Source organism: Acetobacter lovaniensis (assembly GCF_014207635.1).
GTDB lineage: Bacteria > Pseudomonadota > Alphaproteobacteria > Acetobacterales > Acetobacteraceae > Acetobacter > Acetobacter lovaniensis.
Genome location: NZ_JACHIE010000008.1, coordinates 1 through 24,830 on the forward strand (window position 1 = coordinate 1; position 24,830 = coordinate 24,830).

At 53.9% G+C, this 24,830-nt stretch carries 30 protein-coding genes and 1 pseudogene; 22 read left to right on the forward strand and 9 right to left on the reverse strand.

Going from position 1 to position 24,830, the window contains the following annotated elements:
- Together HNR55_RS09805 and HNR55_RS16965 are read left to right on the forward strand one after the other, a co-directional pair.
- Positions 1-149: integrase core domain-containing protein (locus HNR55_RS09805; RefSeq protein ID WP_184382669.1), on the forward strand; the 149-nt coding region annotated here is incomplete at its 5' end.
- A 24-nt stretch (positions 150-173) separates the two neighbouring features.
- Positions 174-296: pseudogene (locus tag HNR55_RS16965) on the forward strand (IS5/IS1182 family transposase); the annotation flags it as partial.
- 312 nt (positions 297-608) lie between these two features.
- On the opposite strand, the gene HNR55_RS09815 reads toward HNR55_RS16965, so the two are convergent.
- From HNR55_RS09815 to HNR55_RS09830, 4 genes are all read right to left on the reverse strand, one after another.
- Positions 609-2,426, reverse strand: coding sequence for a cation:proton antiporter (locus tag HNR55_RS09815; RefSeq protein WP_166114806.1), 1,818 nt, complete (start codon positions 2,424-2,426; stop codon positions 609-611).
- 131 nt (positions 2,427-2,557) lie between these two features.
- On the reverse strand, positions 2,558-3,856 hold the full coding sequence (locus tag HNR55_RS09820) for an RsmB/NOP family class I SAM-dependent RNA methyltransferase (protein WP_166114808.1): 1,299 nt from the start codon (positions 3,854-3,856) through the stop codon (positions 2,558-2,560).
- 9 nt (positions 3,857-3,865) lie between these two features.
- The gene (gene guaB / locus HNR55_RS09825) at positions 3,866-5,344 is read right to left on the reverse strand and encodes an IMP dehydrogenase (RefSeq protein ID WP_166114811.1); all 1,479 of its coding nucleotides are present in this window, start codon (positions 5,342-5,344) and stop codon (positions 3,866-3,868) included.
- Between the two features lie 238 nt (positions 5,345-5,582).
- On the reverse strand, positions 5,583-5,792 hold the full coding sequence (locus HNR55_RS09830; RefSeq protein WP_166114813.1) for a hypothetical protein: 210 nt from the start codon (positions 5,790-5,792) through the stop codon (positions 5,583-5,585).
- A 293-nt stretch (positions 5,793-6,085) separates the two neighbouring features.
- Between HNR55_RS09830 and HNR55_RS09835 the strand changes: the two genes are divergently transcribed.
- Complete coding sequence (locus HNR55_RS09835; RefSeq protein WP_242005542.1) at positions 6,086-7,765, forward strand: ABC transporter substrate-binding protein; 1,680 nt, start codon at positions 6,086-6,088, stop codon at positions 7,763-7,765.
- On the opposite strand, the gene HNR55_RS09840 is transcribed toward HNR55_RS09835, so the two are convergent.
- Positions 7,757-8,848 (reverse strand): zinc-binding metallopeptidase family protein, encoded by a 1,092-nt coding sequence (locus tag HNR55_RS09840; protein WP_166114815.1) that lies wholly within the window; start codon positions 8,846-8,848, stop codon positions 7,757-7,759. The genes HNR55_RS09835 and HNR55_RS09840 overlap by 9 nt on opposite strands.
- Positions 8,849-8,902: 54 nt before the next feature.
- Positions 8,903-9,742, reverse strand: a complete 840-nt coding sequence (locus tag HNR55_RS09845; protein WP_166114817.1) for a transglutaminase family protein — start codon at positions 9,740-9,742, stop codon at positions 8,903-8,905.
- Between the two features lie 255 nt (positions 9,743-9,997).
- On the opposite strand from HNR55_RS09845, the gene HNR55_RS09850 reads away from it, so the two are divergent.
- The 4 genes from HNR55_RS09850 (at position 9,998) to HNR55_RS09865 (ending at position 14,593) form a co-directional block, all read left to right on the forward strand.
- Positions 9,998-11,470, forward strand: a complete 1,473-nt coding sequence (locus tag HNR55_RS09850) for a circularly permuted type 2 ATP-grasp protein (RefSeq protein ID WP_166114820.1) — start codon at positions 9,998-10,000, stop codon at positions 11,468-11,470.
- Positions 11,452-12,483 (forward strand): alpha-E domain-containing protein, encoded by a 1,032-nt coding sequence (locus HNR55_RS09855; RefSeq protein ID WP_166114823.1) that lies wholly within the window; start codon positions 11,452-11,454, stop codon positions 12,481-12,483. Before HNR55_RS09850 ends, HNR55_RS09855 begins: the two co-directional genes overlap by 19 nt.
- A 57-nt stretch (positions 12,484-12,540) precedes the next feature.
- Complete coding sequence (locus HNR55_RS09860; protein ID WP_166114826.1) at positions 12,541-13,134, forward strand: peroxiredoxin; 594 nt, start codon at positions 12,541-12,543, stop codon at positions 13,132-13,134.
- 70 nt (positions 13,135-13,204) lie between these two features.
- The gene (locus HNR55_RS09865) at positions 13,205-14,593 is read left to right on the forward strand and encodes a lactonase family protein (RefSeq protein ID WP_166114829.1); all 1,389 of its coding nucleotides are present in this window, start codon (positions 13,205-13,207) and stop codon (positions 14,591-14,593) included.
- 125 nt (positions 14,594-14,718) lie between these two features.
- Here HNR55_RS09865 and HNR55_RS09870 read toward each other — a convergent pair whose 3' ends face one another.
- The 3 genes from HNR55_RS09870 to HNR55_RS09880 are packed head-to-tail and all read right to left on the reverse strand — an operon-like array spanning position 14,719 to position 15,963.
- A complete protein-coding gene (locus HNR55_RS09870) occupies positions 14,719-15,033 on the reverse strand; it encodes a hypothetical protein (RefSeq protein WP_166114800.1) in 315 nt (104 codons plus the stop codon).
- Positions 15,023-15,259, reverse strand: coding sequence for a KH domain-containing protein (locus HNR55_RS09875; RefSeq protein WP_166114832.1), 237 nt, complete (start codon positions 15,257-15,259; stop codon positions 15,023-15,025). The genes HNR55_RS09870 and HNR55_RS09875 overlap by 11 nt, the downstream gene beginning before the upstream one ends.
- On the reverse strand, positions 15,256-15,963 hold the full coding sequence (locus tag HNR55_RS09880; protein ID WP_166114834.1) for an XRE family transcriptional regulator: 708 nt from the start codon (positions 15,961-15,963) through the stop codon (positions 15,256-15,258). Before HNR55_RS09880 ends, HNR55_RS09875 begins: the two co-directional genes overlap by 4 nt.
- A gap of 224 nt (positions 15,964-16,187) precedes the next feature.
- Between HNR55_RS09880 and HNR55_RS09885 the strand changes: the two genes are divergently transcribed.
- The 15 genes from HNR55_RS09885 to HNR55_RS09955 all read left to right on the forward strand — a co-directional run bounded on the left by HNR55_RS09885 (position 16,188) and on the right by HNR55_RS09955 (position 24,800).
- Positions 16,188-16,493 (forward strand): helix-turn-helix domain-containing protein, encoded by a 306-nt coding sequence (locus tag HNR55_RS09885; protein ID WP_166114836.1) that lies wholly within the window; start codon positions 16,188-16,190, stop codon positions 16,491-16,493.
- On the forward strand, positions 16,490-17,317 hold the full coding sequence (locus HNR55_RS09890; protein WP_166114841.1) for a ParB/RepB/Spo0J family partition protein: 828 nt from the start codon (positions 16,490-16,492) through the stop codon (positions 17,315-17,317). The genes HNR55_RS09885 and HNR55_RS09890 overlap by 4 nt, the downstream gene beginning before the upstream one ends.
- Positions 17,314-17,592: a helix-turn-helix domain-containing protein gene (locus HNR55_RS09895; RefSeq protein WP_166114847.1), complete on the forward strand. Its 279-nt coding sequence runs from the start codon at positions 17,314-17,316 to the stop codon at positions 17,590-17,592. Before HNR55_RS09890 ends, HNR55_RS09895 begins: the two co-directional genes overlap by 4 nt.
- Positions 17,589-18,044: a hypothetical protein gene (locus HNR55_RS09900; RefSeq protein ID WP_166114850.1), complete on the forward strand. Its 456-nt coding sequence runs from the start codon at positions 17,589-17,591 to the stop codon at positions 18,042-18,044. Before HNR55_RS09895 ends, HNR55_RS09900 begins: the two co-directional genes overlap by 4 nt.
- A gap of 44 nt (positions 18,045-18,088) precedes the next feature.
- Entirely contained in the window at positions 18,089-20,026 is a 1,938-nt protein-coding gene (locus HNR55_RS09905) for a transposase domain-containing protein (RefSeq protein ID WP_166114856.1), read from the forward strand.
- Positions 20,027-20,068: 42 nt separating this feature from the next.
- On the forward strand, positions 20,069-21,052 hold the full coding sequence (locus tag HNR55_RS09910) for an AAA family ATPase (protein WP_166114864.1): 984 nt from the start codon (positions 20,069-20,071) through the stop codon (positions 21,050-21,052).
- Positions 21,039-21,320, forward strand: a complete 282-nt coding sequence (locus tag HNR55_RS09915; protein ID WP_166114867.1) for a hypothetical protein — start codon at positions 21,039-21,041, stop codon at positions 21,318-21,320. Before HNR55_RS09910 ends, HNR55_RS09915 begins: the two co-directional genes overlap by 14 nt.
- Positions 21,320-21,559 carry a hypothetical protein gene (locus HNR55_RS09920; protein WP_166114870.1) on the forward strand — a complete coding sequence of 80 codons (240 nt, stop codon included), beginning with the start codon at positions 21,320-21,322 and terminating at the stop codon, positions 21,557-21,559. The genes HNR55_RS09915 and HNR55_RS09920 overlap by 1 nt, the downstream gene beginning before the upstream one ends.
- Positions 21,556-21,861 carry a hypothetical protein gene (locus tag HNR55_RS09925; protein ID WP_166114872.1) on the forward strand — a complete coding sequence of 102 codons (306 nt, stop codon included), beginning with the start codon at positions 21,556-21,558 and terminating at the stop codon, positions 21,859-21,861. Before HNR55_RS09920 ends, HNR55_RS09925 begins: the two co-directional genes overlap by 4 nt.
- Positions 21,861-22,169, forward strand: coding sequence for a hypothetical protein (locus HNR55_RS09930; protein WP_166114875.1), 309 nt, complete (start codon positions 21,861-21,863; stop codon positions 22,167-22,169). Before HNR55_RS09925 ends, HNR55_RS09930 begins: the two co-directional genes overlap by 1 nt.
- Positions 22,166-22,789, forward strand: a complete 624-nt coding sequence (locus HNR55_RS09935) for a DUF3164 family protein (protein ID WP_166114878.1) — start codon at positions 22,166-22,168, stop codon at positions 22,787-22,789. Before HNR55_RS09930 ends, HNR55_RS09935 begins: the two co-directional genes overlap by 4 nt.
- The gene (locus HNR55_RS09940; RefSeq protein ID WP_337250295.1) at positions 22,789-23,097 is read left to right on the forward strand and encodes a DUF6874 family protein; all 309 of its coding nucleotides are present in this window, start codon (positions 22,789-22,791) and stop codon (positions 23,095-23,097) included. Before HNR55_RS09935 ends, HNR55_RS09940 begins: the two co-directional genes overlap by 1 nt.
- Positions 23,094-23,540, forward strand: coding sequence for a gp16 family protein (locus HNR55_RS09945; RefSeq protein ID WP_166114884.1), 447 nt, complete (start codon positions 23,094-23,096; stop codon positions 23,538-23,540). The genes HNR55_RS09940 and HNR55_RS09945 overlap by 4 nt, the downstream gene beginning before the upstream one ends.
- Positions 23,533-24,225: a DUF2786 domain-containing protein gene (locus tag HNR55_RS09950; protein WP_166114887.1), complete on the forward strand. Its 693-nt coding sequence runs from the start codon at positions 23,533-23,535 to the stop codon at positions 24,223-24,225. The genes HNR55_RS09945 and HNR55_RS09950 overlap by 8 nt, the downstream gene beginning before the upstream one ends.
- A gap of 185 nt (positions 24,226-24,410) precedes the next feature.
- Complete coding sequence (locus tag HNR55_RS09955; protein ID WP_166114890.1) at positions 24,411-24,800, forward strand: hypothetical protein; 390 nt, start codon at positions 24,411-24,413, stop codon at positions 24,798-24,800.
- The last annotated feature ends 30 nt before the right edge of the window (positions 24,801-24,830 follow it).

Consider the following 24,830-nt stretch of genomic DNA (forward strand, 5'->3'; position numbering starts at 1 on the left):
TCGCCCACGCTCGGACGGTCATCGACGCCTGGCGGGTCGACTATAACGCCGTCAGGCCACACACCAGCCTCAATGGCATGACGCCAGAGGCTTTCGCTCAACACGCCAAAAAGGCATACAACAACCCACAGACCCTAACTCAAAACTGAGGGCACGTTCGGGGCAGGGTCAGCCGCAACTGCATCGAAATCATGTTCGGCAGGCTCTAGGACTGGAGGCGTGTCGCCACGCGCTACGACAGATGCTCTACGGTCTTTTTCTCGGCTGTCTGTCTCGCCGCAACAGTCATGTTCTAGTTATGAGTCCTGAGCATAGCTTTTCGTGAGAAAACCCAGCGTCACTATATCCAAACTGATTTCCACAACACGGACAGATATCGTACGAAGCACAATTATGGTTATCATAAGCCGGCTCATTCAGCTTCGCGTATCCAAAATCGGGCATACATAATTGCTATTGAGCATTAAAATAATCCTGTGGTGATGAGTATCACTATGGATCATAGCCGCTCGGGCAACAAAAATATGTCACTCACAGCTTCATCCGCTGCTAATTTACCTGTGAATGACAACACAATACTCAGTTCAAACAATTCATGGAGCCTGCGTTTAGGCAGCCTCCTCCTGTTTAGGGGGGGGCATAAGGCCAATAGCCACCAGTCCTACCCAGAAGGGGGGAGAGGCATCATCTTCCAGAGATACAACAGTAATGGCGGCACCTTTCTGGATCATCAGGAAAATCAGGAAGTCGCTGTTTTCCTTTAAAAGGCGCTCTTTGTTCTCTTCCGTAATGTTTTTGGCCACAAAGCGCCAACCCTGTTTGACCAGAGTTTCCAGCAAGGTAAAGTTCCATCCCGGTTGCCCAAGCACTTTTCCCCTCGCTTCACGGCTGAGGCCGCGGTACTGGTCCAGACGGGCAATGCCGGGGCTGACCTGATACACGCGCTGATGGCCAAAATGAGGAGCCAGATGCGCACAGACCAGTCCATTGTAAATAGCGTCAGGTGTCGCTGCAATCAGGTAATCCGCCGGACGTTCTTCCAGACTTTCCGCCCCTTCCTCCGACAGAACCTCTGCGCAGAGCACCGGTACACCCGCTTTTTGGGCAACTGCGAGATCCCTTGCGGAGCTATCGACCAAAAGCACCGGCGTGCCGACTTCGTGCACAACCTGTGCCAGCTGTGTGGACCACTCGCTTGCCCCCACAATGGCAAGCGCCGGCTGGTTGGAAAGGGTGAGATTCAATTTGCGACCAAGCGGAATAAGCGAAAAACCATGGAGGATCATGGTCGAGGCAATAATGGCGAACACTGCAGGCATGACCAGCCCCGCACCAGGGTAACCGGCATCCTGCAACCGGACACCCGCAATGCCAGCCACTGCGGCAGCAACAATGCCGCGCGGGGCGATCCAGCCCACAAAAAACCGTTCAGCCCAACTCAGGCTGGTGCCAATGGTTGCCAGCCATATGCCCAGTGGACGGACCAGAAACAGAACTGCCAGCGTTAACCCACCAATAGACCACGAAAGGCCAGTAAGTTCGTGGCGTTGCAGGTCCGCCGCCAGAAGCACGAACAGCACGGAGACAATGAGAACGACCAGCGCCTCTTTCATCCGCTGAAGTTCACTCATACCCGGGATACGCAGGTTCGCGAGCCCCATACCAAAAACGGTAGAAGCGATCAGCCCTGCACCATCCATGCTCAAAGTCCCGACAACATAGAGCATGAGCGCCAATGTAATGAACAATGGCAACTTCATGATATCAGGCAGCATATCCCGCACACAGAGCCACTTTATGCACCATGCCGTCCCTATGCCTAACCCGATCATCAGGACAGCACTGGCCAGCATATGGGGGACAATGGCCGTGAAGACTGTACCCGATCCTTCGCCGGGGCGCATGAGCAGCACTTCTAGCACCAATGTTGCCAGAATGGCCCCCACCGGGTCGTTCAGAATGGCTTCCCAACGTAAGAATGCGGCAATACGGGGTTTAAGCTTGGCATGGCGCAACAGAGGCAGAACCACTGTGGGTCCTGTGACCACCACAATCGAGCCAAACAGGAAGGCAGGTCCCCATCCCATGCCGCCAATAGAATGTGCGGCCAGACTGCCCAACAGAAAATTAATGGGAAGGGCCACCAGTGTCAGGCGTAAAACCCCTTCCCCGGCCTCTTTCAACTGTCGAAAATCAAGTGCCAGACCACCTTCAAAAACGATCAGGGCCACAGCAAGTGACACAAGGGGATGGAAAGCCGAGCCGATCATTTCCGACGGATGCATGACCTGCAGGACAGGCCCATAAAGCAACCCGAGCGAGAACAGCAGCACAATAGCGGGCAGCCGGAAACGCCATGCCGTCCATTGCGCGAGCATATTGCCGCCCAACACAAAAAAGACGAAAATAATTACACTATCGGTCATGCGGGTCTGTCTCGGAGCCAGATGTGATCCATGTTCTTTCGTGCTTAAAGCATAAGGGCATGAAAATTATACACCAAACTGGCAGGATAGACCGCAAAAGCAGTGGGGAAATATCCTTTTGTAAAAAATGCTCAGTCTTTCTGTTCCCGTCGTTCCAGCACAGCCGCAAAAAAGCCGTCAGTCTCATCTCGTGCGGGTGTCAGGCTGATCATGGACATCTCACGCAAACTCTCCGGAAGCGTCGGGGAGCCGGACGCAACAAGATGAAAGTCCGGATTACGAGCCACGAACTGTTCGACCTGCCCGGCATTTTCGGCCTTCAGGAGAGAACATGTGGCGTAGATCATGCGGCCTCCGGGTTTAACCAGCGCGGCCGCCCGATCCATAATGGCTGCCTGCTTGACCAGCAGTTCCTCCAGATCGACCTGCGTGGTACGAAAACGCGCATCCGGGTTACGGCGCCACGTGCCCGTACCGCTGCACGGCGCATCTACCAGAACACGGTCAAACGAGGCTGCACGCCTTTTGGCCCATTTGTCCCCTTCGGTCAGCAGGTGGCGCTCCACATTATGCACCCCTGCGCGGCGCAGTCTTTTAACAGCGCCTTCCAGCCGCACGACAGAAACATCGCATGCAACAATATGGCCCTTGTTTTCCATCATCATGGCAAGGGCCAATGTTTTGCCACCGGCACCCGCACAGTAGTCCAGAACACGCATGCCGGGGTCAACGCCCGCCATGGCGGCAACAAGCTGGCTGCCTTCATCCTGAATTTCGACCAGTCCATCACGGAAAGGCTTGCTGGCGGTTACAGGCTGGCGGCCTTCCAGCCGCAGTCCCCAAGGGGATAGCTTTGTTTCTTCCGCATGCAGCCCTTCGCGCGCCAGAGCGTGCATGGCCTCCGAGCGGGTTGTGCGCAGCATGTTAATGCGCAGGTCCAGAGAGGCAGGTTCCGCCATGGCCTTGATTTCTGCCTCAAGGTCCGTCCCGAAGGTTTCTTCCAGTCTGGGAAGCAGCCAGTCTGGCACCTCAAGCCGAACAGCCCGTGGCATATCCGCGCACTCAAGCTCCCTGCCAATCAGGGCATTCAGTACTGCCTGTTCAGACTCACTGAGTAATCCTGCGGCAAAGCGACCACCACCGTAAATGGATGCCAGCTTTTCCATAGGGGTACGATCAAACACCAGCTGGGCACCAGCCAGCATGCGGGGGCTGGCTGTGCCCCCGTTCTGCTCAAGCCACCAGCCCAGCTTGCGCCAGTTGCGCATGATGTCCCACACCAGCCCGGAAATGGCACGCCGGTCGCCGCCGCCAATATAGCGTCTTTCTCTGAAAAAGCTGTTGGCAACGGCATCCGCTGGTTTGCGTGGTGCCGCCTCCATAGCCGCAAGCAGGTCAATACTGGCGGCAAGTCTGGCTGTAGGGGTCATAAAGGCAGATCAGTCCTGACGATAGTTGGGAGCTTCACGCGTGATGGACACGTCATGCACATGGCTTTCGCGCAGGCCAGCCCCGGTAATGCGGCGGAACTTGGCACGGACCTGCAGATCACTGATCTCGCGCGAGCCAGTGTAGCCCATGCCAGCCTTCAACCCGCCAACAAGCTGGTGAATAACGGCAGACATGCTGCCCTTATAGGGTACGCGGCCTTCAATCCCTTCTGGGACAAGCTTGAGCGTATCCTTGACTTCCTGCTGGAAGTATCGGTCTGCCGAGCCACGCGCCATGGCGCCAAGGCTGCCCATGCCCCGGTAGGATTTGTAGGAACGCCCCTGATACAGGAAAACCTCGCCCGGCGCTTCTTCCGTACCAGCGAGCAGCGAACCGATCATGACCACGTCGGCCCCGGCACCAATGGCCTTTACGATATCGCCCGACGTGCGAATGCCACCATCGGCAATGCAGGGAACGTCCATTTCCTTACAGGCCAGAGATGTTTCCAAAATGGCAGAAAACTGCGGCACACCCACCCCGGCGACAATACGCGTAGTGCAGATGGAGCCCGGTCCAATACCAATTTTAACACAATCAGCCCCGGCGGTAACCAGTGCGCGCGCGGCTTCCGGCGTTGCAACGTTACCGGCAATAACCTGAATATCGTCATCCAGCGCTTTCAGGCGCTCGACCGCGGCCAGCACACCAGCGGAGTGGCCGTGGGCGGTATCGACCACCAGAACATCGACCCCGGCGTCAATCAGCAGTTTGGCGCGGCTAAAGCCATCTTCCCCCACGCCGGTTGCTGCAGCACAGCGCAGGCGCCCCATGTTATCCTTGATTGCCAGAGGATGGGCGACCGCCTTGTCCATATCCTTGACGGTAATAATCCCGACGCAACGGTCGGCATCATCCACAACCAGCAGCTTTTCAATCCGATGCTTGTGCAGAAGCTGGCGGGCCGTATCCGGGTCAACACCATTTTTAACCGTAACCAGGCGGTCCTTGGTCATAAGCTCGGAAACACGCTGAGTGGGGTCAACCGCAAAGCGGGCATCGCGGTTGGTCAGAATGCCAACCAGCTTCTGGGTGCCGGGCTGCACAACCGGCAGGCCGCTAATGCCATGCCGGTGCATGATCTCGCGCACGTCTGCCAGTGTCTGGTCCGGGCCGACCGTAACCGGGTTGACCACCATGCCGGATTCAAACCGCTTGACCCGACGCACATGCTCGGCCTGCTCTTCGGGCTTGAGGTTTTTGTGAATAACCCCAAGGCCACCCTGCTGCGCCATGGCAATGGCCATATGCTCTTCCGTTACCGTATCCATGGCGGAAGAAATAAGCGGAATGTTAAGCTCGATGGAGCGCGTCAGATGCGTACGCACCACGGTCTGACCTGGCACGACATCGGAAGCAGCCGGGACGACAAGAACATCGTCAAACGCCAGCGCTTCAGTAACACGGCTGTATGGAGAGAAAGTCATGCAGCGGGCACCCTTGCTGAATTACAACGTGGCGGGTTAACCCTGTAGCAAATCACTGCCGCGGGTCACCCGACCTTTGGCGCTTCCTCTTATGACTTTGGCCGGGTAAACGCAAGCGCCCAAGGCCATTATTCATCATGTTTTTTAAACATCGGCTTTTTAAACGCAATGCGTGTAGCATAAACCGGCAGGGGTAAACCTGCCGGAACAGCCTGACATACGGACAGAAGCAGGAAAATTATTTATAGGCCGCGTTATGACGAAGCATACGGGGCTTCTGGCGCAAAAAGACCACCTGTGGAGAACAGGCCCTTACCGTGCCGCCTTCAACCAGAGCATCCCGCTCCCATGCGCTCAGCAGCGTAATGCGCCAGCGTTCGCGAACGGCCTCACGCCAACGATCCGAGGTTTTTACCTGCGTCGTCTGCACAACCTGATGAAGATGCATATTCGCCTCCTGCTTTGCTGTAACAGAACACTACACGTAAAAAAAACAGTTTAGGCATGACTGTTTTGTGAAAGGTCAAAAAATATTCGCATGTGTTTGTAGCACTGGACAAACTTGCGCAGACGGGAAAAAGCATCATGATAATGTCCTGACAGGCGACGTCTCGCATAAGGCGATTGATCGGATTCAAGCCGGGAGAAACAGAGCAGGGCAATGGACAGCACGGATACCCCGCCCATTTCCAGTTTGAACAGCGCCGCAAAGCACGCCATACTTTGGGCATGAGACAATGGATGCCTTTTTTACGCCCCTATATGGTGACTTTGGGCCTGCTCGCCTGCTCCATGCCCCCCGCATGGGCCACAAATGAGCAGCCGGAAGCCCATAAGGGAGGCACGCTGCGTATTCTCGCCCAAAGTGACGCAGGCACACTCGACCCGCAAATATCTTACATTGCTCTGACAAAAGTGCTTGAAACACCAGTGTATGACACACTGCTGACCTATCCCAAATTTTCTGGCCCCGGTGCGCATCCGGTCGTTGCCAATCTGGTTGAGGCTGTACCCCTCCCAGAGGATAACGGACGCACCTATCGCCTGACCCTGCGGGACGGATTATATTTTTCCAGCGGCAAGCCCGTTACGGTTGATGATGTAGCGGCGTCTTTCCGTCGCCTTTTCAAGGTAGGAAGTCCAACCGCGGGACCATATTACGGGGCCATTGTTGGTGCCCGGTCCTGTCTGGAAAACCCCATCACATGCACACTGGATGGTGGGGTGGAAACGGATGCCCGGACGAGGCAGATCATCTTCCATTTAAACGCCCCAGACCCGGAGTTTCTGGACCGGCTGGCATGGATGCATGCTGCTATCCTGCCAGCAGACACTCCAGCGCATGACATGGGCAACACCCCCATACCCGGAACAGGTCCCTATCGCATTACGGAGTATGACCCGACCACCCTGTTACGTCTGGAGCGTAATCCATTTTTTCACGAATGGTCGCATCAGGCACAACCCGCAGCCTATCCGGATGAGGTTCAGGTTTCCTTTGGTCTGGATGGAGAGGCCTCCGTTACTGCCGTAGAAAACGGGCAGGCGGACTGGATGTACGAAAATGTTCCGCTGGACCGCTTAGGGGAAGTCGGGAGCCGCTACGCCAGTCAGGTGCATCTTTACGCCCCGCTCCTGTCCTACTTTGCCATGCTCAACGTGCATGAGCCGCCGTTTACATCGCTCAAGGTTCGGCAGGCTCTGAATTACGCGGTCAACCGGCATGCCATGATTATTTACCGGGGTGGCCCGGCCGTGGCTTCGCCCCTATGCCAGATCCTGCCGGATGGCACTCCGGGTTATGAGCCGTTCTGTTTTTACACTCAGGGTGCCTCACCGACACATCCGGCAAAAAACTGGGTTAAGCCGGATATGGATGTGGCCCGCCAACTTGTGAAGGAAAGCGGTATGGCAGGGCAGAAAGTGACCATTATTGTCCCATCCGAAGAACACGGCAGCGCCACGGCGGAGGATATACGCAATACGCTGGACATGCTCGGCTTCAAGGCGACAGTCCGCAGTATAAGCCCTGCCATAGCGTTTACCTACATCCAGAATACACAAAACCATTTTCAGATAGCTCTGGCAGGCTGGAATGCCGACTACCCTTCCGCTTCCAGTTTTTTGCAAACCCTGTTTTCCTGCGAGACCTTTCACCCTAACTCTGACAACTCCCCCAATTATTCGGGCTTTTGTGACCCGGAAATCGACCGGAAAATGCAAGAGGCCGCCATGCTGGCCCTGACAGACAGGGAGGCAAGCAACCACGCATGGTCAGACGTTGACCGGGAGATCATGGCGCAGGCACCCTTTGTGCCTCTCTCACAGACCCTGAGGGTGCTTTTACTGTCCCGCCGCGCCAAAAACGTCATTATGACTTTGAACGATGAAATTCTTTTTTCACAAATCCAGTTACAATAATCCTGATGACTGATTACTCTCCCGCTGTACATTGCGGACGACGTCATGGATAAAACGCAGTTTTGTCCTTACACCAGCTGTGAGCACAAAAGGGTAAAAATCGGCCAGTCCCATGGAGCGGTTCAGACTGTTGACTGCATATGTCAAAGGCAGCCAGGCTTCCATGATGTCATCAAACGGCATGTGCAGGTAAGGATCAGACCTGTGGGTTGGAACAGACTTGCCATCCACCATGGGTCCAATAGTCATATCGTAAGATAAGGCCGTTTCCAGTGTGGAGACTATATGAAAATAATGCGCCCATGTTTCGGCAAAATCTTCCCATGGGTGCGACATGGCATAGTGGCTGACGTAATGCTCCCGCCAGTTATCCGGGGTTGAACGCGCATAATGTTTTTGCAATGCACTCTGGTAATCTGTCCGGTCATCACCAAATACGGCCCGGCACTGTTCCAGACGTCCGCCATCACGGATCAGGACGTTCCAGTAGTAATGACCAATTTCGTGCCGGAAATGCCCCAGAAGAGTACGGTAATACTCTCCCATTTCCACACGCATATGCTCCCTGTAGGCATCATCCGCCTCTTTGGTTGCGATGGTAATAACGCCATGGCTATGCCCCGTCATGATCGGTGGCCAACTCTGGGGCGAATCATCCAGAAAATCGAATACCAGCCCTTCCTGTGGGTCCTGCTGGCGGCTTTTGACCGGAAGCCTCAATCTGAGGATAGTATAAAAAAGGCGATGCTTGGCAATTTCCAGCTTACGCCAACGTTCCATATTGCCCGGAATGTTCAGGTTGGGAATAACCCGGTTAAACTGGCAGGCAAAGCAGAACGCATCATGGACCTGCAAGGCTGGTGTCAACCAGTTACAGACATCATACGCATGATTGGCGCAAAAAGCACGCGCGCTGCCCTCTTTATCCTGCCCTAATGGATGGTAAAGACCTTTCTCCATAGGTACAAGAGCCGCAAGGCTGGCCGTTTCGGGCATATAGCCCAAAGGAGCATGACACTGGTCGCAACGGGTATTCTCAAAAAAAACCAGCTGCCCACAGGACTGGCAGGTAAAACGCTTCATCCCGCACCCACCCTTTGCATACGGCTCATAAAAAATGCTTTACCGCGTCTGTTATCAGGTAAACAGACGCTCGACCTTCATGCAGACATTGAAAGTTGCCTCACATCGGTCCAATAGCCCCGAAACAGGGGCTGCGTCCTCCGGTCTGGCAGCAACGGCCAGAGGAATATGCCCCTGCCCGGCGAGAAGGCCGGATGTCGTATCAAACCCCAGCCAGCCGCGTTGGGGAATGAAAATCTGCGCCCATGCATGCAACTCCCCGGTCAGGACTTCCGCTCCGTCTGCCATGCCCGCACTTTGAATAAGATAGCCCGAGACAAACCGGGCAGCATATCCCAGATGCCGGGCTATATTGACAAAAAGCCACGCGCTGTCACGGCAGGAACCCACTTTGCGACGAAGAGTTTCCTCCGGAGACCATACGCCTGGCTCCAGCCTGCGCTGGTAGCCGACTGTTCTGGCAATGCCCCGGTTCATGGCCATCATGTCTCCCAGCATGTCTCCTCCTGTTCCTACAGGGTAACACGAGAGAAAATCTCTGACCTCATCCCCGCATTCGGGCTGTGCCGAATGTTCCTCCAGAGGCATGTCGCTATGGTCATCGGGGGCCAGAGTTTGCAGGAGCGGGTCGTAGGCGGTCATATCCGCGACCAGAGACACCTCGATGTCAAAATGTGTCAACCGGTCCAGAAAACCAACGCAGGCCACATCGTTTCCGCACGAATCACGCTCCCATTTCAGGTTGAAACCTTCTGGTCGAATATGCAAACCATATGATTCAATAGGCGTGCGACAGGTTTCCATCGGACGTAGCCGTATTGTCTGAGTCCCCATAGCCACGGGGCGGTCGTAACGGTAGCAGGTCCGGTGCAAAAGCGTTACCTGTGAACTCATCAGAAATAAGGGCCCTGCTCATGGTGCAACCCAACGCCGTGGGCTGCCGATATCTGTTTGGTATCAGAACAATAATTTAGCGCAAAATCATATCACTCCGTGCAACGCATGCAAGGGACCCATGCGGGTTTATGCAAACAAAATGCGAGTGCGTATTTTGTGCTTGGCAAATGCCGGAAATCCTGCTCCGTTAATGCATATTCGAAACGTTTTGGCAGACAGGGCCCTATCCTGGATGCCAGAAGGGAGGCTTTAATGACGAACGCCCTAGACCTTGCCCCTCCCCCAACACGCGGACTGCTGGACAACTACGCCACTCCCGATTTTTTCTGCGAGTTGATGAACCGCAAAGCCCCTGCTCCGCCCCTCATAGATTGCGTGAAAAAACGTCTGTCCGCATTGCAGATACAGGAACTCCAGAACAGGACAGCCTCGGCCGAAGCTCAACTTTACAGAATGGGCATCACCTTTACCGTTTATACGGACAGGGAAGCCATTGATCGTATTTTACCCTTTGACGCTATTCCGCGCATGATTACCGCCGAAGAATGGCAGCATATTGAACGTGGAGTTCAACAGCGTATTCAGGCTATCAACCTGTTTTTGCATGATATTTACCATGAGCAGCATATCCTGAAGGATGGTGTGGTTCCAGCCGAACTCGTGCTGCAAAACGCCAATTACTGTCAGGCCATGGTTGGTTTACACGTGCCTGGTGGGGTTTATGTCCATATCAATGGAACAGATCTTATCCGTGACCAGCAGGGCCGCTTTCTGGTTCTCGAAGACAATGCACGCACGCCTTCTGGCGTATCCTACGTCATAGAAAATCGCCACATGATGCTCAGGCTCATGCCGGATCTGGCATCTGGCCTGCCCATCCGCTCGGTGGAGGAATACGGCTCTCGCCTGCATAACGCCTTGTGTGAGGTCGCCCCAGAAGGTGTTGACGACCCTCAGGTTGTTCTGCTCTCCCCCGGTATTTATAACTCTGCCTATTTTGAGCATGTGTTCCTCTCGCGCGAAATGGGTGTCCCGTTGGTCGAAGGCCGCGACCTGTTTGTGGATGAGCACAAGGTTTTCATGCGCACCGTTATGGGGCCAAAACCTGTCCACTCCATTTACCGTCGTCTCAATGATGAGTTTCTCGACCCGATTGCGTTTAATCCTGATAGTCTTCTGGGGGTGCCCGGTCTGGTGGAGGCTTACAGGCGCGGCAATGTCACACTGGCCAATGCACTGGGTACCGGGGTTGCGGATGATAAAGCCGTCTATGCCTATATGCCGCGCATTATCCGCTATTATCTGGATGAAGACCCTATTCTGGACAGTGTGGAAACACATATATGCGCAGAGCCGGAGGGACTGGCGTACACCTTGGCTAATCTTGACAAACTTGTTGTCAAACCCGTTGGTGAATCTGGCGGGTACGGGCTGCTGATCGGCCCACAGGCCACACAGGCGGAGTTGAACGATTTCAGCCAGAAATTGCGTCATAACCCGGCGAATTACATCAGCCAGCCGACAATCGGCCTGTCTGTTACACCAACACTTTGTGGAGATACGGTGGAAGCCCGCCATGTTGACCTGAGACCTTTTGCGGTTACAGGCCGTTCTGTCTGGGTCATGCCCGGAGGATTATCCCGCGTTGCCCTGCGCAAAGGCTCACTGGTCGTCAACTCATCCCAAGGCGGCGGTTCAAAAGATACATGGGTCATGGCATCATGATAATTGTTTCCCCCACTCCCCTTCTATCGCGCTATGCGGAATGCATGATGTGGCTTGCACGCTACATGGAGCGCATGGAAAATCTGGCCCGCCTTCTGGAGGTTACGGAAACCTTTGTCCGTAACGCCGAAGGGCAGACGGCCTGGGATTCCATTCTGGCCATCAACTCGGATGAAAGCCTGTTCCAGCGGATACACAACACCACACAGCACACGGAAATCGTGCCGTTTTATGTCACAGAAACCCGTAACCCTTCATCACTGGTCTCGCTTGCGCAGGAAGTGCGCGAAAATGCACGTGCGGTCCGTCCTCTTGTCTCTATTGAACTATGGACACAGCTCAATGTGTTTTCCCGGAACCTGCTTAATCTCAAAAACGGAGATATGGCAGACCACAATCTGGCTGAACTCTGCACCCGGGTAAGGCAGGACTGTCAAACCCATTTTGGGATTGCTGAAGGGACGTTGTACCGTGATCAGGCCTGGCTGTTCTACCGACTGGGCAAAGCTCTGGAGCGGAGCGATCAGATTACCCGGCTGATAGACATCCGCTACCATATGCTGCTGCCGCAGTCTGAAGCGCCGGGGTCCGATATTGATCTGACGCAGTGGACATCCGTATTACGCTCGGCTGCAGCCTACCATGCCTTCCGCAGGCTGCGCCCTGTCACCCTGACACCTGCCAATATTGTTGGCTTTCTGCTCAAGAATGATGGGTTCCCGCGCTCTCTGAGCACCAATCTGCGCCAGATCGACGAAACGCTCACGCTTTTGTCAAGCCATGACAACCTGCGCCAGCTCTGCTCACCTCTGCTGGAATGCGTGGCCGAACTTCGGGCCAGCCTTCAGGACCAGACAGCTGAGGAAATTATCATCCGTGGTTTGCATGACTATATGAGCTGGATACAAACCCAACTCAGGGATTTACAAAATGCCATAGCCGTAACATTCTGGCCGGTGATTACACTGCATGAGGCCGCTCCAACAAAAATGGCTGAACAAGAGCAGAGCTAGGTGTAAGTTCACAGGCACAGTTTTGTACGCTCCCCTGCCGGAGTGAAAACATATGGGATGCTTAGCGTGATCAGGAAGACAACGTTTTTAAACGCCGTATCAGGCTTTTTGGTCACGCTTTCTGTCGCAGTCGGTACATGTCTGGGCGCTGGAGCGGCTCATGCAGCCTTATCCCAGGGAAGCAGTGCCCCAGATTTTACACTCCGGGGTGCTCTGGCTGGCGAACCCTTTACATTTTCACTCAAAACAGCTCTCGCGCAGGGACCTGTAGTCCTCTACTTTTTCCCCGCCGCATTTACTACGGGCTGCACACAGGAAGCGCATGATTTTGCAGAGGCAGTAGAGCAGTTCCATGCTGCTGGAGCTACGCTTATTGGCATAACTGCGGGGAATACTGATAGGGTCGCAGAGTTTTCAAAAGTGGAATGCCGGGATAAATTTGCTGTTCTGGCAGACCCGGGAGCTTTAACAGCTATTCTGTACCACTCGGTTAACACAGAGCATCATACTTTACTCTCACAACGCACTTCTTATGTTATTGCACCAGATGGGACTATTCTACTGAGTTTTACCAGCAACAAACCAGAACAGCATGTTTTGGAGACTCTGGATGCCTTGAAAAAGTGGCATGACGGTAAAAGACAGAAATAAACAACGCAGGTAGTACTACACTGGAAACTGTTTTTTGCTTATTTCAGTATGACCTGTAATAATATAAGACATGAAACATAAATATAATATGTTGAGCCGTAGAGTTTTTGGTTTTTCCATCATGGGATTAGGTCTTGCCTCTCATTTTGGAAAAGCCTTTGGAGACAACGCTCCCCCTCCCGCCCCTATTCCCAAAGCTGCGTTACCCAAAGCCAACCCGGAAAAAGCGGCAAAAAAAACTGGACCACGCATTTTATGTTATGTTGGTGGCTATACACGTTCAGGCCCGGCCGAGAGTAATGCAACTGGCATAACCTTATTTGAAATGAACCAGCAGAGTGGTATCCTAACCCAACTGGGGCACGTCATCCCTGCGGATAATCCTTCTTTTCTGGCGTTCTCTCCTGACCAGAACAGCCTGTACACGGTTAATGAAATCAGTGATTTTGAAGGCGGACATACGGGATCCGTCACGGCTTTTCAGGTCAATCGCCGTACCGGGGTGCTCACCAAGTTAAACGTCATGAGTAGTGGCGGGGCAGATCCTGCGCATTTAAGTGTGCATCCATCGGGCAAATATCTGTTTATTGCCAATTATACCGGTGGCAGTGCAGCCGTCATGCGCATTCAGGATGATGGCAGTCTGGGATTGTTGACTGATCTTGTGCACAATACCGGGCCTAAAATGCCAGAACGGGCAGCAGATAACCCTCCTGGTAATTATGCGGTGAGTGATCACTCCGGCTCTCATGTGCATATGATTCAAGCTGATGTGAACGGAAAGTTTGTTCTGGCCTGTGATGCCGGGCTGGACAGGGTTTATGTGTGGCTGTTTGATATGGAAAGCGGCACCTTGAAACCGGCAGAAAAACCCTGGTTGAGCATGGAACCGGGCTCTGCACCTCGTCATTTCTGCTTTAGCCATGACGGGAAGGTTATTTACATTCTGGGGGAACAGGATTCCCGTGTGGTTGTGGCGGATTATGATGCCAAGACAGGGGCCATGCAGGTCAAGCAAACAGCTTCAACCGTCACGGCCCAGTTTAGGGGAAGTACACTTGCCGCTGAAATTATTTTGCATCCGACAGGAAAATTTCTCTACGTTACCAACAGGTTAGGCAATGCCATTGCCTGCTTTAAAGTGCACGAAGACGGTTCGATCACTTTGTTTGATGAAGTCTGGGTACATGCTGATTACGGGCGAGCCTTAAGTTTTGATCCGTCCGGGAAGTTTGTGTTTGTTGCCAATCAGCGGAGTGATTGCATTACATCCCTGCGGGTCAATACAGAAACAGGTGCGCTTGATTTCACCTGGCACTTTGTGCCCATTGTAAGGGGACAGACGGAATGGAACCAACAGGTGAGACGGGATTGCGTGGGACCAGCAGGGATTACGTGGGATGAAAATTCAAGGGAAACCGCTGGTGTCGACATAATTGGCGGTTGGTGGCTCTTATGATTATGCCGGTGAGTGGTGTCTGGAACCTGAGCGGCATTTTAGCCAAAAGGACACCAAATATGGAACCCAATCTATTGAGAACCCTATTCTGAAGGGGGAGCTTTTAAGACCCTTTTAAAGCTCCATTAAAGCCAGTGAAATCCTTTGGCCATCAATCCGGCCAAACCCAAAGCTACTGCAATGAGCGCACCGAAGATAACGCGAAAGTCGCGGTCATGGCGCTCATCAATCTTGTCCAGCCTCACATCCACCTTATCCAGCCGGACGTCTAGCCGATCAAAGCGTTTTTCAAGGCTTTCTAGGCGATATTTTATGACGTCCATGCCATCGTTTCCTCCCCCTCCTCCTTTAGCATATCTTCCTTCTTCAGACGAAAAAGATTGCAATCCGCGACGTACACGTTCGGCATTGAGTGAAACTGTATTGTTATTAATCGTCATCAGATGCAATCTCTACAAGAGCATCAAGTTGTTCACTCATCACCCTTAGTTCATCCATGAAAGAATCTCTGGGGGCAAATGTAGAAAAAATACTATTATCTCTGCGTTGAATTTCCGCTTGAAGTTTTAAAACTGCACTTATTAGATCAGTTATTATTACAGACTGAGTTGACGCAAGAGCTATTAGTTTATTTATTTTAACAGTATTATTTCTATTTTCGGTCATGACATTGCCTGTAATCTGTAGGCTACGCGGCCTATTATTGTTATAGCGTCTCCGCCGTCTGGTTCGCCCCAGCGGAAACGGCTGATTTCTGCTTCTTGTGTGGGGTAGCGATCATTATCGGAAATTATGCGGACCGTTCCGTGCATACCGGCGGAAAGGCGTTTTACGAGCAAGGTTCCGCTAGCGACCATAACATGTATGCCATCGAGTAACTGACGGCGCTCTGTGTCTACTATCAGCTTGTCTCCGGCACGCATGGTAGGTTCCATGCTGTCCCCGCTTACCTGCAGCATGATTGTTCCTGACGGATTTAGACCGAGTTCGGAGCGCAGAAAATGGCGGGAAATGGACACTTTTTCGGGTTGCGGTGTGTCGGGGCAGGACATTCCAAAACCTGCCGAGGCTGCAACATCATAATAATCTATCAATGATGTATCATCGTTTGCTGTCCCGGAAACGGCCGCCTCAGCATCATCCGTGCCAAAAATCAGCCATTGAAGAGAGACTCCGCAGGCAAACGCTAGACGAGCTGCTGTATCTATTCGTAGGACACGCCCCTTTAGATACTCGTTAAGAGAGCTTGGGGAGACGCCTGACCGTTTTACTATTGTGTTGTAGCCACCACCCTTATCAACAGCATCACGAAGCCTTTCAGGGACACCAGAGACTTCCCAGTTCTTTTTTTCAGCCGGGAAATTAGACATTTCGAGTATTCCAGAACTCTAACGCATTGTTATAGTTCATAAAAACGGTGTTATTCACAGAATATCCACACAAAAGAAGCGGGAAGCTACTCTTTCCTGTTGCAATGCCTCTTTTAGGTTGTATGCTCACGTTCATTCCCTACGGATGCAAAGGCCGGGCGAAAGCTACGGCGTGGGGACCAAAAAGAGGGGCGACTGCCATCGCCCCGGTTTAGGAGGCTATTATGGCACGAAAGCCATTAGGAATGCACGTGGAGGACGTAAAAGCGTCGCTCCGCAAGAAGTGGGGCAGCCTTTCTGCGTTGTCCCGCCACCTTGGGCGCAACTCCAATGCAATTACGCAGGCACTTGCCCAACCGGGTTATTCTGTCCCGCTGGAACGCGAAATTGCCAAGCAGATTGGGCGTGAGCCTCATGAAGTGTGGCCAGATCGGTTTCATGCTGATGGAACTCCTGTCTCATTCCGTGCTGACAGAACTCCTACTGCCATGCCGTGCAGCACACACCGTCAAAATGAGGTGGCAGCATGAACATGGTTGCACCTCAACCACTTCTGTCGGTCGTGTCTATTCCACTCGCAGATATTGACGTTGGTGAGCGCCTGCGTGGGATTGATGATGATGCTGCGGCCGTTATTGCGGCCAGTATGCAGGAACAGGGGCAGCGCACCCCCATTGAAGTAAGGAAAGTTGGCAAGCGGTATCGGCTGATTGCTGGTGCACACCGCATGCGGGCCTTGGCTCTGACGGGCATTGAAACAGCATTTGCTGTTGTGGTGAAGGCCACAGAGCTTGAAGCGAAGTTGCTGGAAATTGACGAAAATATATGCCGCCGGGAACTGAGCCCACTCGACAGGGCAACATTTCTTGCGCGACGTAAGGAGGTTTACGAGGAACTCCACCCAGAAACGAAACACGGTGGGGACCGGAAGTCGGATCAAGTGGACAACCTTGTCCACTTGATCCCGTCCTTTACCGAGGCAACTGCCCAGAAGCTCGGTTTGGATGCCAGAACAATTCGGCGTTCCGTTGCCCGTTATACCAGCATTATGACGGATGTGCGGGAAAAAATTGCCAATACATGGATCGCGGCAAGTGGCGCGCAACTTGATGCATTGGCCCGTGAAACTCCCGACATGCAGCGACAGATTGCGCAGTTTATTGCGCAGTGGCCTGCTGTGAAAAATGTCTCTGAAATCATCCGGCAGATTAAGGGGAAGCCCAAAAAATCTCCGCCGACCATGTTGGAAAAGCTTATGGACCTTTGGGGCAAAGCTGATAGCGCCACCCGCATGCGGTTTCAGGAATACATTGCGCCGGGGCTGCCTCTGGATGATGGGAGGGAAGCCGCATGAATAAGGTAGGAACTCATGCACTGGCTTCCGCTATAGGCGGCATCGTCCGGCGGGAGCGGCTCAAACGGCGCTGGACGGCCGAGCGTCTGGCTCACGAATGCGGGCACAGTGATGAGATTATAAGCAAAATCGAGCGCGGTTTACAGGGTGCTAAAATCAGCGTGCTGTTCAACATTCTTTGGGCACTCGACTGCTCTGAGGAAATCTTTCTGGAAATTGTTCGGGCTGACGCCACACTACGTCAGACGGCTGGAAGTATGGAGAGAGTGGCATGACCCGGAAGGATGAACGTCAGCTTTCTCTGCTGGACTGGACGCCACCAGAGCCGGTTGCCGCCTTTGATCCTTTTCTGATCCGGGGCAACGGGTTTGAGGCGCAGTTGGCGCGGGCCATAGCGGTATCGCTGGACGAATGCAGCCTGAGCCGTGCGGAAGTGGCAGAGCGCATGAGTGACATTCTGACGCGGCCTGTCAGCCTGAATATGCTGAATGCTTACGCCAGCGTGCAGCGGGATGGCCACCAGATCAGTGTGCCTCGCTTTGACGCCCTTGTGGGGGCCACGCAGGACCGGCGTTTAGTGGAATTTCTTGTTCAGCCACGCGGTTGGACAGTGATTGAGCGGCGCTTCCTGCCAATGATCGAGCTGGCAGCAGTGCGTGAACGCAAGCAGGAACTCGCTCGCATGGAAAGCGGGTTGCGCAGGCAGATGGTGCGTGGAGGGCGGTGATGCTGAATAGTGTTCCATGGTTTTCTCCAGCCGAGTTGGCTGCAATGGCTTTACCTGGGCTTCCAGCCACAAAGCGCGGAATTAACATCCGTATTGAGGCGGAAAACTGGCTTGCCCCGGAAAATGAAGGGAAGTCATGGCGCGTTCGCAAGGGAGCGGGCGGCGGTTATGAATTTACGCCTTTTGTGCTGCCTTTGCCTGCACGCGCTGCGTTGGCTGTAAAAACGCAAGATGCCGAGGTTGTTGAACAGGATACGGCGATGCGTGAGCGGCAGGACATCTGGACCCGCTATGATGCCTTGCCGAATAGCCTGAAAGCGCGTGCGGAAAAGGCACACCGTATTGTTATGGCTGTTGAGACCTTGGTGGATGCCGGGTGCCGAAAAAAAATGGCGGTGATGCAGATTGCCAAGATGGAGGGTGTTGGCACGACCACTATCATGAATTGGTATCGGGACGTGCGAGGCTTAAATAAGTGTGACTGGCTGGCAGCATTGGCCCCTCACTATGCCAAGCGTGCCGAGCAGGTTGAATGCCCGACAGAGGCTTGGGATATTCTCAAGGCCGATTACCTGCGGTTGGAAGAGCCTACCTTTACGGCTTGCATGCGTAGGCTTGAGGGGCTGGCTAAAAATCGGGGATGGCAGTTACCATCGGCTAAAACCCTCAAACGCCGCATGGATACGCTGCCCCCGGAATTGCTGACATTGTGCCGGAAAGGAGAGCAGGCTCTAAAGGTTATGTTCCCTGCCCAGAAGCGTGACCACGCCGTGTTCCATGCGCTGGAAGCGGTCAACGCGGATGGTCACAAGTTCGACGTGTTTGTGAAATGGATTGAAAACGGAAAGGAGATGATTGTCAGGCCCGTTTTAGTCGGCTTTCAGGATATTTACAGCGGCAAGATTTTGTCCTGGCGGGTAGATGTTTCTGAAAACAAGGAGTGCGTACGTCTGGCCTTTGGTGACATGGTTGCCAAATACGGTGTTCCGAAAAAATGCTGGCTGGATAACGGGCGCAACTTTGCCAGCAAGTGGCTGACGGGCGGCGTGCAGAACCGCTACCGCTTCAAGGTACGGGAGGATGAGCCTATGGGCATTCTACCTCTTTTGGGTGTTGAAGTGCATTGGGCTACACCATACAGCGGACGCTCAAAGCCCATTGAACGGGCATGGCGTGATCTGGCTGGTGATCTGGCAAAGCCCCCGCGTTTTGCTGGGGCTTATACTGGTAATACGCCTATGGCGAAGCCGGAAAATTACGGGTCTACAGCGGTGCCGCTGGATGTATTTCTGGAGGTAGTGTCTGAGGGTATCCGTGAGCACAATGCCCGTTTGGGACGGCGTTCAGATGTGTGTCAGGGAAAGCGCAGCTTTGATGATGTTTTCATGGAAAGCTATCAGGAGGCCGCAAATCGGGGTGCGATTACCACCGCAACGGAAGAAATGCATCGGCTTTGCCTGATGGCTGCGGAAAGCGTCACGGTGTCACGCCGGGATGGTGTGATAAATCTATCTGATAACCGCTATTTTTCGGACTTCCTGCTTCAGCATCGGGGAACATCTGTTGTGGTCCGATTTGACCCGCAGGCTTTGCATGATGATCTGCATGTCTACCGGATTGATGGCACCTATCTGGGGGCTGCGACCTGTTTTGCCAAGGCAGGGTTTAACGACCAGCAGGCAGCACAGGCACAAAGCCGCGCATTCAAGGCATTTAGAAGGGCAACAAAAGACCTTGAGAAAGCTGAAAAGCGGGTAAACGCACATGAGCTGGCCCGCATTTATGGTGATGTGCAGACTACAGAGCCAGATTTGCCAGAAACCAAAGTTGTTCGACCACTTCGGCCAAAGTCTCCGATAAGTCATGGCAACGCTGCCGTGGCGCATCATGATGACGAAGAAGAAGACTGGTTGACCAAGTATAACGAGCAGATGCGACCTACAGAGCGCTCCCTGCGACTTGTGGATACTGACGAAGACTAAATTGAGCCGATAACGCTCCAGTAAACGAGGAAATTTTTGCGCATGACACAGATCATGAATGACCACGCACGCCTGCGTGACGCCGTAAGGGACCGTAAAGACCGTGACCAGCTCTCCCTGACACAGATCGCGTCAGCATGCGGTGTATCTGGCCCGGTGATCAGTTCATTCCTTGGCGGCAATTATGCCGGGGATAATGAAAAAGTGGCCGGTAAGCTCCAGTTGTGGCTGGAGGCGCAGGAAACCAAGGAACGGAACCGCTCTGAGCGGCCTGTTGTTCCGGGGTTTATCATGACGGAAACGGCCAGGACGATCATGAACCTGATTGAAACGGCACAGTATGACGTTGATCTGGCCGTGATCTCCGGCAATGCCGGGACCGGAAAGACCATGGCGGCGGAGGAGTATCAGAAGCGCACTAACAATGTGTTCCTGATTACTGCGGACCCCAGCCTGTCCAGCCCTTCCGCCGTGTTGCTGGAAATTGCTGAAACCTTGGGCTGCAATGACAAAGGGCAGCGCCGTATCCGTTCCATTATCCGCCGCCTGAAAGGGACGGAGGCGGTGTTGATTATTGATGAAGCCCAGCACCTTTCCGTCAAGGCGGTTGAAGAAATCCGCTCCATTCATGACCAGGCAAAGGTGGGTGTAGTGTTTATGGGGAATGCCCCGTTGAATGCCAAGTTTGATGGGTTAGGTCGCACGGCGGACTATGCGCAGTTATTCAGCCGAATTGGGTTGCGCCGGAAGATCAATAAGCCCCGACAGAAAGACATGTGCGCCATTCTTGCTGGGTGGGACGGTGTGCAGGGCGAAGAGGTGCAGCTTTACGCCAAGGAAATCGGGCGGCGCGAAGGTGGGCTGCGGAGCATGAGCAAGGTGCTGCGCAACGCCACCAAAATTGCCCGTGTGAACAAGCGTGATCAGATTACCAGAAAAGACCTTGAATGCGCCTGGTCTGAACACATGACCGGCGAGTTTCCGAAAATTCGTATGAAAGGAGGCAGCGGCGATGTCCAGTCTTGAAATGCCCGTGCCGTCTGACGTTCTGACAGAAGTTGTTGACAGCACCATTTTTGCCCAGCCCGAACGCCACCGTGCCCTGCTGCGCGATATTCGGGACTTCCTGCGCAGCAGCCCCACGGATGCCACGGCAAGCCATCTGGCTTTTGTCCTGACGCATGAAACCCACATTGCCGGGGATGAACGGCGGCAGGTGATCCGTGAGTTTTTTGAAAGCTACCCCGAAGATACCACCGCAGGTGAAATTCTCGCGCAGATGGAGACACTCTGATGCCATCACAGACCCCCATTGAGAAAATCGACAAGGTGCTGCGCTCCATGCGGAATGGGGCACAGCTTTATGCCCTACCCAAGCCTGTGACCATTCTGGACCAGAATGACCGGCAGGAAGCCGCTGACTGGCTGAATAGCATGGCCAATGAACTGGAAGCAGCTTGTTTCCTGCTGCGTATTCCCGTGCAGGCCATGCCGCAGATTATTGATGCCGAGTTTGTCGAGGTGCGGCCATGAGCGGGAGTTGCACGGCAGTTGGGAACCTGCCCGCCATTTTTGAAAGCATGGGAGAGGCGCTGGATGACATGGCGAAGAAGAACCCCACGCTGTCCCTTGCCAGTGTCATTGATCGCATTGGCGAGGATATGGCGCAGATTGTCAGCATTACGCAGGGCAATGGCGGCATGATGAAAGAGCTGCATGACGCCGCATGGAGTTTGGCTGTTGTCAGTGTTCTCCATTTTTCCATGGTTCAGGCGAACATTGAGCGCACCATGCGGTTGTTGCCGGTCAACCTTAACAAAGGGACGATGCACTGATGGCACCGCGTGTGACTGGTGAAATTTACACCGCGTGGGTCCAGCGGAACGGGCGGATTGAGTGGCACCCCGGCGTGGGTTTTCCCGATGGTGCGCTCCCGCTGTGCTGCGGCACACGGGACGCCATAAAAACCTACCTGCGCCACAGGGCTTTTAACGGCGAGTTTTACGCCGTGCCCGGCATGACGGACCTCATGCCCGACCAGCAGGCTTTTGAAGCAGTCGAGAAACTGCGTGTGAGCCTGATCGGGGCCGCCAAAGACCTTTTTTCATATTACTCAGGAATGAACAGGAGAGACGTAGGATGAGCGTTAACATGGAAGGCATGGTTATGACCTGCTCTGGCCCGTGGCCCCGTGAACGGATGGCTCCGACCACGCTGTTGTCCAATGATCTGGCCATTGAACTGGTGAACGATGCCAAAGCCCTGCACGAACTGATGGTTGAGCAGAAGCGGCGCATGTTTGAAAAAGCCCGCAACTATGAAACCGCGTTGCTTGAACAGTATCGGGTCAAAAAGCGCAAAGGGTCACGGGGAGCGTTTCAGGCAGAGAGTCTGGATAGCTGCTTTAAGGTTGAATTGTCGGTTGCCGACTTCCGGCGCGTCACGTCTGACATTATGGCGGCGCAAGCCCTGATGGGAGAAGTGCTGGATGATCTGACCGAGAATGTCAGCCCGGATATTCGCCTGCTTCTATCTGCTGCGTTTGAACCGGATGAACGGACGGGACGTGTAAACGTGGACCGTTTGCAGCAGGTACGCAAAGTGCAGCTGACACACCCGCGCTGGCCCGATGTTATGGAAGCTGTGGCGAACAGCATTGAGGTTTCCAGCAGTAAGCCGTACCTGCGCTTTTACTGGCGGGAAACGCGGGACCAGGACTGGCAGGCTATCCGGCTCCAGTTCTCTTCTTTGGAGGTGGTGTGATGGCTGTAAAATTCACTGCCACGCCTGAAGAGCGGGCTATCATTAGACGAATTAGTACGCGTGCAGCATCACTGTATATGAACAATGGTAACCGTAGCGCCGGTTGGGATGTGGCAGAGGGGATTAGTATGGATTTGGAAGCAGTCCATTCCAACGGCTGCTCTATGGACTTCGCCCGTCTGGAAAACGCAGACGATTTTAACCTGTTGCATGATGTTGCGGGCATTGCCCGCCATCTGGACCGCAGCACTGGCAAGTTGACTGATATGTTTCTCCCGCGCTTTGCCAAGAAAGAGGTGGCATCATGACCCGGAAACCTCACATGCTTTCCAACAACAAAGCCACTCCGGGCCGTTCTGACATGGTGAAGAAAGTTCATGTTGGACGCCGCCAGTTGGGGCTGGATGATGTGACCTATCGCGCGCTGCTCCAGCGCGTGACGGGGCATGTTTCCAGCACGGCCTGCTCTGTTGGCCAGTTGCATGATGTGCTGGCCGAAATGAAGCGGCTGGGCTTCAAGGCGTCCAGGCCGAACCATAAGCCATGGGTGCGCAAGGTCTATGCCCTGTGGCGGGAAATGAGGCCCATGCTGCGTGGGGATGGCTCCAAGGAGGCACTGCGGGCCTTTGTAGAGCGGTGCGTGAGTGTGAGCGCGCCAGAGTTCCTGGACGAACCACAGGGCCGCAAGGTGATTGAAGCCCTCAAGGCATGGAAGAGCCGGATGGAGAAAGGCACGGTGTCACATGGATGAAAAAATTATGGAGCGGCTGAAGAAGCTGCTCGCTCTCTCCAAATCGCCTAACCCGCATGAGGCGGCCCTTGCGCTGGAGAAGGCGCAACGGTTTATGGCTGAGAACGGATTGTGCCAGGACGATATAGACCTGCTGGATATTGGCGAGACGCTGGCAGACTCAGTGCTGTCTTCAGCATCAGCCCCCCCTGAATATATGGGCTGGTTGCTAACGGTGATTACCATGGCCATGGGTTGCAAGGCGCTTTATGCGCGCAAAAAGGTTGCATTTGTTGGGGTATCGGCACGCTGTGAAATTGCCGCGTATATGTACGATGTTCTGGCGCGGCAGCTTCGCAAACAGCGCCGGGATTTTATCCGCGCTCTGGATAAACGGACTCTTCCCAAAAATAGGACCGCGAAAGCTGATGCGTTCTGTGAAGGTTGGGTCATGGGTGTTCAAAGCCGAGTAGAGGCAATGAAAATTTCTGCTCATGAAAAAGCCCTGATCGAAAAATTCAAGCAAAAAACCTACACATCAGACGAAGAGATCAAGTTGCGGCAATCCAAAAAAGTGCGTGGCCAGAGTGATGCAGCCAATAAGGGCTGGAAAGCCGGTCGTGAGGCACAGTTGGATCGTGGTGTGGCCGGACCGCGTGCGCAGCGCGGCATGCAGGGGTTGGTTATCATTGACGAATTGTGCTGATCGTTCCGGTATTGGCGCAACGCGCCAGATCGGAATGGATTGAGTAAAAATCAAGACAATTCGGGCAAAAACCCTTAAAATGGGAGAACAGTGTACAAATATGCCGTTTGAGGCATATTTTAAGAGCCTCTGAAAAGGCGTTTACCGCGATAATCCTGTTGGAAAAATCTGGAAGGAAGAGAGCCGTGTCCGATGTGCCTGAGAGCGTTGAATGCTTGGTTGACGCCGCAGGAGTGGACACGGTTCTGGCATTTCTGGAGGCATTTGGCGGGACGCGGATGTATGTGCCCAAACGGGCAGACACCAGCCAGTTGACCCAGATGTATGGTGATGAACTGGCCGGGGCCATTTGCAGCTACTTTGGCCCCGGATATTGGGATGTTCCCATGCACAAGGCATGGCGCGTGTTATGCTACCGCAATGCGGGCATGACAGTTGGAGAAATGGCGACACGCACGGGGTTGAGTGAGCGCCAGATCTACGCGACCCTGAAGCGTGCCAGAGAAACCGGCACCCGCGTGTGTGCCCCGCGTGCCCGATGCCGGGTTGATGAACGGCAAATTTCCCTCTTCTGACGATACACCCTGTTATCTGACAGTCTGCCC

Bases quoted from the DNA above. Each gene is read 5' to 3' on its own strand.
- HNR55_RS09815 (WP_166114806.1), bottom strand. From the start codon at position 2,426: ATGACCGATAGTGTAATTATTTTCGTCTTTTTTGTGTTGGGCGGCAAT.
- HNR55_RS09820 (WP_166114808.1), bottom strand. From the start codon at position 3,856: ATGACCCCTACAGCCAGACTTGCCGCCAGTATTGACCTGCTTGCGGCT.
- guaB (WP_166114811.1), bottom strand. From the start codon at position 5,344: ATGACTTTCTCTCCATACAGCCGTGTTACTGAAGCGCTGGCGTTTGAC.
- HNR55_RS09830 (WP_166114813.1), bottom strand. From the start codon at position 5,792: ATGCATCTTCATCAGGTTGTGCAGACGACGCAGGTAAAAACCTCGGAT.
- HNR55_RS09835 (WP_242005542.1), top strand. From the start codon at position 6,086: ATGCCTTTTTTACGCCCCTATATGGTGACTTTGGGCCTGCTCGCCTGC.
- HNR55_RS09840 (WP_166114815.1), bottom strand. From the start codon at position 8,848: ATGAAGCGTTTTACCTGCCAGTCCTGTGGGCAGCTGGTTTTTTTTGAG.
- HNR55_RS09845 (WP_166114817.1), bottom strand. From the start codon at position 9,742: ATGAGTTCACAGGTAACGCTTTTGCACCGGACCTGCTACCGTTACGAC.
- HNR55_RS09850 (WP_166114820.1), top strand. From the start codon at position 9,998: ATGACGAACGCCCTAGACCTTGCCCCTCCCCCAACACGCGGACTGCTG.
- HNR55_RS09855 (WP_166114823.1), top strand. From the start codon at position 11,452: ATGGGTCATGGCATCATGATAATTGTTTCCCCCACTCCCCTTCTATCG.
- HNR55_RS09860 (WP_166114826.1), top strand. From the start codon at position 12,541: ATGCTTAGCGTGATCAGGAAGACAACGTTTTTAAACGCCGTATCAGGC.
- HNR55_RS09865 (WP_166114829.1), top strand. From the start codon at position 13,205: ATGAAACATAAATATAATATGTTGAGCCGTAGAGTTTTTGGTTTTTCC.
- HNR55_RS09870 (WP_166114800.1), bottom strand. From the start codon at position 15,033: ATGACGATTAATAACAATACAGTTTCACTCAATGCCGAACGTGTACGT.
- HNR55_RS09875 (WP_166114832.1), bottom strand. From the start codon at position 15,259: ATGACCGAAAATAGAAATAATACTGTTAAAATAAATAAACTAATAGCT.
- HNR55_RS09880 (WP_166114834.1), bottom strand. From the start codon at position 15,963: ATGTCTAATTTCCCGGCTGAAAAAAAGAACTGGGAAGTCTCTGGTGTC.
- HNR55_RS09885 (WP_166114836.1), top strand. From the start codon at position 16,188: ATGGCACGAAAGCCATTAGGAATGCACGTGGAGGACGTAAAAGCGTCG.
- HNR55_RS09890 (WP_166114841.1), top strand. From the start codon at position 16,490: ATGAACATGGTTGCACCTCAACCACTTCTGTCGGTCGTGTCTATTCCA.
- HNR55_RS09895 (WP_166114847.1), top strand. From the start codon at position 17,314: ATGAATAAGGTAGGAACTCATGCACTGGCTTCCGCTATAGGCGGCATC.
- HNR55_RS09900 (WP_166114850.1), top strand. From the start codon at position 17,589: ATGACCCGGAAGGATGAACGTCAGCTTTCTCTGCTGGACTGGACGCCA.
- HNR55_RS09905 (WP_166114856.1), top strand. From the start codon at position 18,089: ATGGCTTTACCTGGGCTTCCAGCCACAAAGCGCGGAATTAACATCCGT.
- HNR55_RS09910 (WP_166114864.1), top strand. From the start codon at position 20,069: ATGACACAGATCATGAATGACCACGCACGCCTGCGTGACGCCGTAAGG.
- HNR55_RS09915 (WP_166114867.1), top strand. From the start codon at position 21,039: ATGTCCAGTCTTGAAATGCCCGTGCCGTCTGACGTTCTGACAGAAGTT.
- HNR55_RS09920 (WP_166114870.1), top strand. From the start codon at position 21,320: ATGCCATCACAGACCCCCATTGAGAAAATCGACAAGGTGCTGCGCTCC.
- HNR55_RS09925 (WP_166114872.1), top strand. From the start codon at position 21,556: ATGAGCGGGAGTTGCACGGCAGTTGGGAACCTGCCCGCCATTTTTGAA.
- HNR55_RS09930 (WP_166114875.1), top strand. From the start codon at position 21,861: ATGGCACCGCGTGTGACTGGTGAAATTTACACCGCGTGGGTCCAGCGG.
- HNR55_RS09935 (WP_166114878.1), top strand. From the start codon at position 22,166: ATGAGCGTTAACATGGAAGGCATGGTTATGACCTGCTCTGGCCCGTGG.
- HNR55_RS09940 (WP_337250295.1), top strand. From the start codon at position 22,789: ATGGCTGTAAAATTCACTGCCACGCCTGAAGAGCGGGCTATCATTAGA.
- HNR55_RS09945 (WP_166114884.1), top strand. From the start codon at position 23,094: ATGACCCGGAAACCTCACATGCTTTCCAACAACAAAGCCACTCCGGGC.
- HNR55_RS09950 (WP_166114887.1), top strand. From the start codon at position 23,533: ATGGATGAAAAAATTATGGAGCGGCTGAAGAAGCTGCTCGCTCTCTCC.